The sequence below is a fragment of the Roseateles sp. genome (genome assembly GCF_036404855.1).
GTDB lineage: Bacteria > Pseudomonadota > Gammaproteobacteria > Burkholderiales > Burkholderiaceae_C > Pelomonas.
The window spans coordinates 1-6,132 of record NZ_DASWYS010000037.1; the positions used below are offsets into that span (position 1 = coordinate 1).

The following is a 6,132-nucleotide window of genomic DNA, read 5'->3' on the forward strand; positions in this document are numbered from 1 at the left end:
GGTTCATGAAGACCAGCTTCTCGAACAGGCTCACGTCCTGTTCGTTCTTCAGCAGGGCCCCCACCAGCGGCGGCACCGACACCTTGTTGTCCTGGCTTTGCAGCGCCGACAGCGGGATGTCCTCGGCCACCAGCAGCTTGAGCCAGTCGAGCAGTTCGCTGGTCGAGGGTTTCTTCTTCAGGCCGGGGAGATTGCGCACGTCGTAGAAGGTCTTCATCGCCACCGTGAGCAGCTCGCTCTTGAGGGTGGGGAAGTGCACGTCGACGATCTTTTTCATCGTCTCGGCTTCGGGGAACTTGATGTAGTGGAAGAAGCAGCGGCGCAGGAAGGCGTCGGGCAGCTCCTTTTCGTTGTTGGAGGTGATGAACACCAGCGGCCGGTGCTTGGCGCGGATCATCTCGCGCGTCTCGTAGCAGTAGAACTCCATGCGGTCGATCTCGCGCAGCAGGTCGTTCGGGAACTCGATGTCGGCCTTGTCGATCTCGTCGATCAGCAGCACGACAGGCCGGTCGGCCTCGAAGGCCTGCCACAGCACGCCCTTGACGATGTAGTTCTCGATGTTGCGGACGCGCTCGCTGCCCTCGATGCCGGCGAGCTGGCTGTCGCGCAGCCGGCTGACGGCGTCATATTCATAGAGGCCCTGCTGGGCCTTGGTCGTGCTCTTGATGTGCCACTGCAGCAGCGGCATCCCGAGCGCCGACGCGACCTCCTCGGCCAGCATGGTTTTGCCGGTGCCTGGCTCGCCCTTGATCAGCAGAGGGCGTTGCAGGGTGGCTGCGGCATTGACCGCGAGCTTCAGGTCGGCGGTGGCGACGTACTGGTCGGAACCTTGGAATTTCATGGGGAAAACCGGGGCTTGAACGAGGCCGGATCAGTATAGGAGGCCTCCTATAATCGCCGCCGCTCAAGAACACGACACCAACACGAGACCACTTGGGACCATGAAAAAACTGCTGCAGATCTCGCTCGCCCTGGCCGCTGCCTTTGGCGCCGTTGCCGCCCAGGCTCAGGATGTGAAGGCTGGCGAGAAGAAGATCGCCATGTGCATTGGCTGCCATGGCATCGCCGGCTATCAGGCCAGCTTCCCCGAGATCCACAAGGTGCCGATGATTGCTGGCCAGAACGCCAAATACATCGTCACGGCGCTGCAGGCCTATGCCAAGGGCGATCGCAAGCACCCGACGATGCGTGGTATCGCCGGCTCGCTGAGTGAGCAGGACATGAACGACATCGCCGCCTTCTACGAGCAGCAGGCCAAGCTGCCGGCAGTGGCCGACAGCGTCCCGGCCGCGCCGGCCAACGTCGCCGAGCTGCTGACCAAGGGTGCTTGCGTGTCCTGCCACGGCGCCAACTTCAGCAAGCCCATCGACCCGAGCTATCCCAAGCTCGCTGGTCAGCACGCCGACTATCTGAGCGTCGCGTTGAAGTCCTACAAGACCGAGAACAACAACAATGTCGGCCGCAGCAACGGCGTGATGGCCGGTCAGGTCAAGCAGTTCAGCAATGCCGAACTGAAGGCCATCGCGGCCTACATCGGTTCGCTGCCGACCGAGATGGCAACCGTGCCGCAGAGCAAGTTCCGCTGAGCGCGCCTGCGCCCGCGACCGAAGCCGCCCCAGGGCGGCTTTTCTTTTTTTGAGCGAGGCGGGTTCGGTGTGCATTGCTGCACGCACCGGGCCGGGTCCCGCGGGGATACTCGCCCCGCGAGTGCAGGCCATGCTCAAAAAAATACCAGCCTCTGAAGCAACCTTAGGGATGTTCCTCCAGTCCCTGGAGGGTTCGTGGCTGTCTCACCCGTTCTGGAAGACGAAGTTCGTCCTGGCCGACCCGGCCGACCTGGCCGCGCTGAAAGCCAGCGGCGTGCCGGCGATCTGGATCGACGTCAGCAAGGGCTGCGATGTCGCGCCGCCGCTCCCGGTCTCGGCGCCGGTCGAGGCACCCCAGGTTGAAGTCGTGGCCGCACCGGCACCCGGACCGGCGCCGGCACCTGTGCCGCCTGAGCCTCGCGCCTGCTTCGAGGACGAGCTGAGCCGCGCGTCCCAGGTGCTGAACCGCTCGCGGCTGGCCGTCACGGCGCTGTTCAACGAGGCACGCTTGGGCAAGGCCATCGATGCCGAGGTCTGCCTGCCCATCGTGGGTGAGATCGCATCCTCCCTCGCGCGCAACCCCTCGGCCTTCCTGAGCCTGGCCCGGCTCAAGACCCGGGACGACTACACCTACATGCATTCGGTCGCCGTGTGCGGCCTGATGGTGGCGCTGGCCCGCCACATGGGCCTGCCCGACGAGCAGGCCCGCGAAGCCGGCCTGGCCGGGCTGCTGCACGATGTCGGCAAGATGCAGATGCCGCTGGAGGTGCTGAACAAGCCCGGCGCACTGACCGATTCGGAGTTCAAGGTGATGCGCAGCCACCCCGAACGCGGCTGGGAGCTGCTCAAGGACGGCGCCAAGGTGCCGCCGGTGGCGCTGGATGTCTGCCTGCACCACCACGAGAAGATCGACGGAACCGGCTACCCGCACAAGCTCGCGGGTGATCAGATCAGTCTGATGGCGCGCATGGGCGCGGTCTGCGACGTCTACGACGCCATCACGTCCACGCGCCCCTACAAGGCCGCCTGGGACCCCGCCGGCTCATTGCAACGCATGGCCCAGTGGAAGGGGCAGTTCGACCCCATCATCTTCCAGGCCTTCGTGAAGAGCGTGGGCATCTACCCAACCGGCACGCTGGTGCGGCTGCAGTCCGGCCGCCTGGCTGTGGTCGTGGAGCAGAACCCGGCCTCCCTGATCTCGCCGCGCGTCAGAGTCTTCTTCTCGACCAAGTCCGGTATGCCCATCCCGGTGCAGCTTCTCGACCTTGCCGCCCCCGGAACCAGCGAACGCATCGTCGGCCGGGAACCCCCGGAGAACTGGAACTTCGGCCGCCTCGACGAGTTCTGGAATCCCAACCCGCGACGCTGACTAAGGGTATTGCGGCCCCTCCTAAACTGCGGTCAATGCAGTTGGGAGAACAGCAATGAAACGATGGATTGGCGTGGCCTTGCTGGCGCTCGCTTGCGGCGCATCGGCCCAGACCTTGCGCTGGTCCAGTCAGGGTGACCCCCAGACCATGGACCCGGATTCGCAGAACGAGAGCCTGACCAACATGGTCAATGGCCAGATCTACGAACGACTGACCAACCGCGATGCCAAGCTGGGGCTGGTGCCGGGTCTGGCGACCTCTTGGACCCAGACCGGCCCGCTGACCTGGCGCTTCAAGCTGCGCTCGGGTGTCAAGTTTCATGATGGCACGCCGCTGACGGCAGACGATGTCGTCTTCTCGGTGCAGCGCGCCAAGGAGCCGACCTCGCAGATCGCCGTCTGGGCCAACGCCGTCGGGGTGCCCAAGCGCATCGACGACCTGACCGTGGACTTCCAGCTGGCGACCTTCAACCCTGTCTTCCTGCAGCACATCGATCAGCTTTGGATCATGAGCCGCAAGTGGTGCGAGACCCACCGCGTCACCAAGCCGCTGGACTTCAAGAACAAGGAGGAGAGCTTCGCGGCGCTGAACACCAACGGAACGGGCCCCTTCATGCTGGCGAGCCGCCAGCCGGGCATCCGGACCGTGCTGAAGCGCAATCCGAACTGGTGGGGCAAGTTCGAGGGCAACGTGCAGGAGGCCGTCTACACGCCCATCGCCACCGATGCGACGCGGCTGGCTGCACTGGTGTCGGGCGAGATCGACTTCGTGCTCGACCCTGCGCCGCGTGACATCGCCCGGCTGCGCAACACGGCCGGCGTCAAGGTCATCGAGGGGCCCGAGAACCGTCTCGTGTTCATTGGCATGGACCAGTCGCGTGACAAGCTGCTCTACGGCAAGGTCCCCGGCGACAAGAACCCCTTCAAAGACCTGCGCGTGCGCCGCGCGCTCTACCAGGCCATCGACATCGACGCGATCAGGAGCAAGCTGATGAGCGGCCTGTCAGTGCCCACCGGGGCGCTGACGCCGTCCGGCAACGCGTCCTTCGACGACCCCGCCCTGCAGACCCGCCTGCCGTACGACCTCGCTGGCGCCCGCAAGCTGATGGCCGATGCCGGCTATGCCGACGGCTTCGAGGTGACGCTCGACTGCCCCAACAACCGCTACATCAACGACGAGCAGATCTGCACGGCCCTCGCCTCGATGTGGGCGCAGCTCAAGGTCAGGGTCAAGGTCAATGCCATGCCACGCGTCCTGTACTTCCCCAAGCTGGAGAAGTACGACACCAGCCTCTACATGTACGGCTGGGGCGGCTCGGTGACCGATGCGGAGGCCATCCTGACCCCGCTCTACCGCAAGCGCGGCGACAAGGGCGTGGGCAACTACAACTTCGGGGGCTTTCGCAACGACAAGGCGGATGCGCTGGCGGCGCAGTCCAGCGTCGAGCCGGACGAGAAAAAGCGCGAGCAACAGATCCGCGGCGCGCTGGCCGAGCTCCGCGAGCAGGTCAACGTCATTCCGCTGCATCGCCAGGTTGTACCCTGGGGTGCCCGCGCCAACGTCACGGCCGTGCACCGGCCGGACAACTGGCTGGAACTGGCCTGGGTGAAGGTGGGCCGTTGACAGCGCCGCCGACTGGCGGAAGCGGTGAGATTCGAACTCACGGAGACCTCGCGGCCTCGGCGGTTTTCAAGACCGCTGGATTAAACCACTCTCCCACGCTTCCTCAGGGCGCGCATTCTACGGGCGCTGGCTCAGGGGCCCGGTCGCTGTGCCTGCGGGCAATCGACCTGGATGATGTCGCGACGCCCGCCATCAACGCGCGCCGCCGTCAGCCGCCCGCCCCAGACGCAGCCCGTGTCCAGCCCCAGCAGGTCGGGACGGTCCAGCAGCCCAAGCGTGGACCAATGGCCGAAGGCGATGGGAGTGCCCGCCGTTTGCCGGCCCGGCACCTCGAACCATGGCATGAAGCCGGCGGGCGCGGCACCGGCACCGTCCTTGGTCTTGAAATCCATCTTGCCGTCGGCGTTGCAAAAACGCAGCCGGGTGAGTGCATTGACGGTGAAGCGCAGCCGGTCGGTGCCGGTGAGACCGGGATCCCAGCGCGCTGGCTCGTTGCCGTACATGGCGTGCAGGAACTCGGGCAGGGCCGGACCGCGCAGCACGGCCTCCACCTCGCCGGCCAGCGCCAGGGTATCGTCGCGGCTCCACTGCGGGGCTACGCCGGCATGCACCATCAGCCAGCCAGCCTCGAAGACTGCCATGCGCTGCTGACGAAGCCAGTCCATCAGCGCCTCGCGGTCCGACGCTGAAAGGATGTCGTCCAGCGTGTCGCCGCGGTGCGGCTGGCGCACACCGTAATGGGCGGCGAGCAGGTGCAGGTCGTGGTTGCCGAGCAGGCAGGTGGCCGCGGCCCCCAGGCGGACCAGGCGACGCAGCGTGGCGAGCGAGGCCGGCCCGCGGTTGACGAGATCGCCCAGCAGCCAGAGACGGTCGCGCGACGGGGAGAAGTCCAGGCGTTGCAGCAGTCGCTCCAGGGCGTCGCAGCAGCCCTGGACGTCGCCGATCAGATAGTTCATGGCGTGATTGTCCCGGCCCCCGGTCGAGGGATCGCACGATGGGCCGGAGTTCCGCCTTCTGATAGGCTGCCGGGCTTCGTTTTTGACCCCGCGCCGGTCCGGGTTTTCCCTTGATCTGGCGCCTTCGATGGACACTGCTCTCGTTCTCTTCCTGATCCTTCTCAACGGCTTGTTCGCGATGTCGGAGATGGCGCTCACCGCCAGCCGCAAGGCGCGGCTGCAGGTGATGGTGGAAAGCGGCGAGGGCGGCGCGCAGGCCGCGATGGACCTGCACGACAACCCGACCAAGTTCCTGTCGACGGTGCAGATCGGCATCACCGGCATCGGCGTGCTCAACGGTATCGTGGGCGACGCGGCTTTCTCGGGCCCGCTGTCGGCGTGGCTGAGTGCCACGTTCTCGTTGAACCCCAATGCCACGCAGATCGCGGCGACCGCGCTGGTGGTGATCATCATTACGCTGCTGACAATCGTCTTCGGCGAACTGGTGCCCAAGCGCATCGGCCAGATCTATCCGGAGACCGTGGCTCGGCTGGTGGCGCCGACGATGACGTTCATTTCGATCATCGCCCGCCCGCTGGTGCGCACGCTGAGCATCTC

6 protein-coding genes and 1 tRNA gene are annotated in these 6,132 nt (G+C 65.7%); 4 read left to right on the forward strand and 3 right to left on the reverse strand.

All coding sequences use genetic code 11. From position 1 onward, the window contains the following. On the reverse strand, positions 1 to 841 hold an 841-nt coding region (locus tag VGF12_RS02180; protein ID WP_331174409.1), incomplete at its 3' end, for a MoxR family ATPase. Positions 842 to 941: 100 nt separating this feature from the next. On the opposite strand from VGF12_RS02180, the gene VGF12_RS02185 reads away from it, so the two are divergent. From VGF12_RS02185 to VGF12_RS02195, 3 genes are all read left to right on the forward strand, one after another. Continuing rightward, positions 942 to 1,586: a cytochrome c gene (locus VGF12_RS02185; RefSeq protein WP_331174410.1), complete on the forward strand. Its 645-nt coding sequence runs from the start codon at positions 942 to 944 to the stop codon at positions 1,584 to 1,586. 130 nt (positions 1,587 to 1,716) lie between these two features. Beyond that, complete coding sequence (locus VGF12_RS02190; RefSeq protein WP_331174411.1) at positions 1,717 to 2,955, forward strand: HD-GYP domain-containing protein; 1,239 nt, start codon at positions 1,717 to 1,719, stop codon at positions 2,953 to 2,955. Positions 2,956 to 3,010: 55 nt separating this feature from the next. Further along, entirely contained in the window at positions 3,011 to 4,579 is a 1,569-nt protein-coding gene (locus VGF12_RS02195) for an ABC transporter substrate-binding protein (RefSeq protein ID WP_331174412.1), read from the forward strand. 13 nt (positions 4,580 to 4,592) lie between these two features. On the opposite strand, the gene VGF12_RS02200 is transcribed toward VGF12_RS02195, so the two are convergent. Both VGF12_RS02200 and VGF12_RS02205 read right to left on the reverse strand, forming a co-directional pair. Next, positions 4,593 to 4,682 (reverse strand) — tRNA-Ser (locus VGF12_RS02200). Positions 4,683 to 4,710: 28 nt separating this feature from the next. Further along, the gene (locus VGF12_RS02205) at positions 4,711 to 5,535 is read right to left on the reverse strand and encodes a symmetrical bis(5'-nucleosyl)-tetraphosphatase (RefSeq protein WP_331174413.1); all 825 of its coding nucleotides are present in this window, start codon (positions 5,533 to 5,535) and stop codon (positions 4,711 to 4,713) included. Positions 5,536 to 5,662: 127 nt separating this feature from the next. Here VGF12_RS02205 and VGF12_RS02210 point away from each other — a divergent pair. Next, positions 5,663 to 6,132 (forward strand): CNNM domain-containing protein (locus VGF12_RS02210; RefSeq protein WP_331174414.1); only part of this gene is annotated, 470 nt, incomplete at its 3' end.

Excerpts from the sequence above, each read along its gene's own strand:
- VGF12_RS02185 (WP_331174410.1), top strand. The coding sequence starts at position 942 with ATGAAAAAACTGCTGCAGATCTCGCTCGCCCTGGCCGCTGCCTTTGGC.
- VGF12_RS02190 (WP_331174411.1), top strand. The coding sequence starts at position 1,717 with ATGCTCAAAAAAATACCAGCCTCTGAAGCAACCTTAGGGATGTTCCTC.
- VGF12_RS02195 (WP_331174412.1), top strand. The coding sequence starts at position 3,011 with ATGAAACGATGGATTGGCGTGGCCTTGCTGGCGCTCGCTTGCGGCGCA.
- VGF12_RS02205 (WP_331174413.1), bottom strand. The coding sequence starts at position 5,535 with ATGAACTATCTGATCGGCGACGTCCAGGGCTGCTGCGACGCCCTGGAG.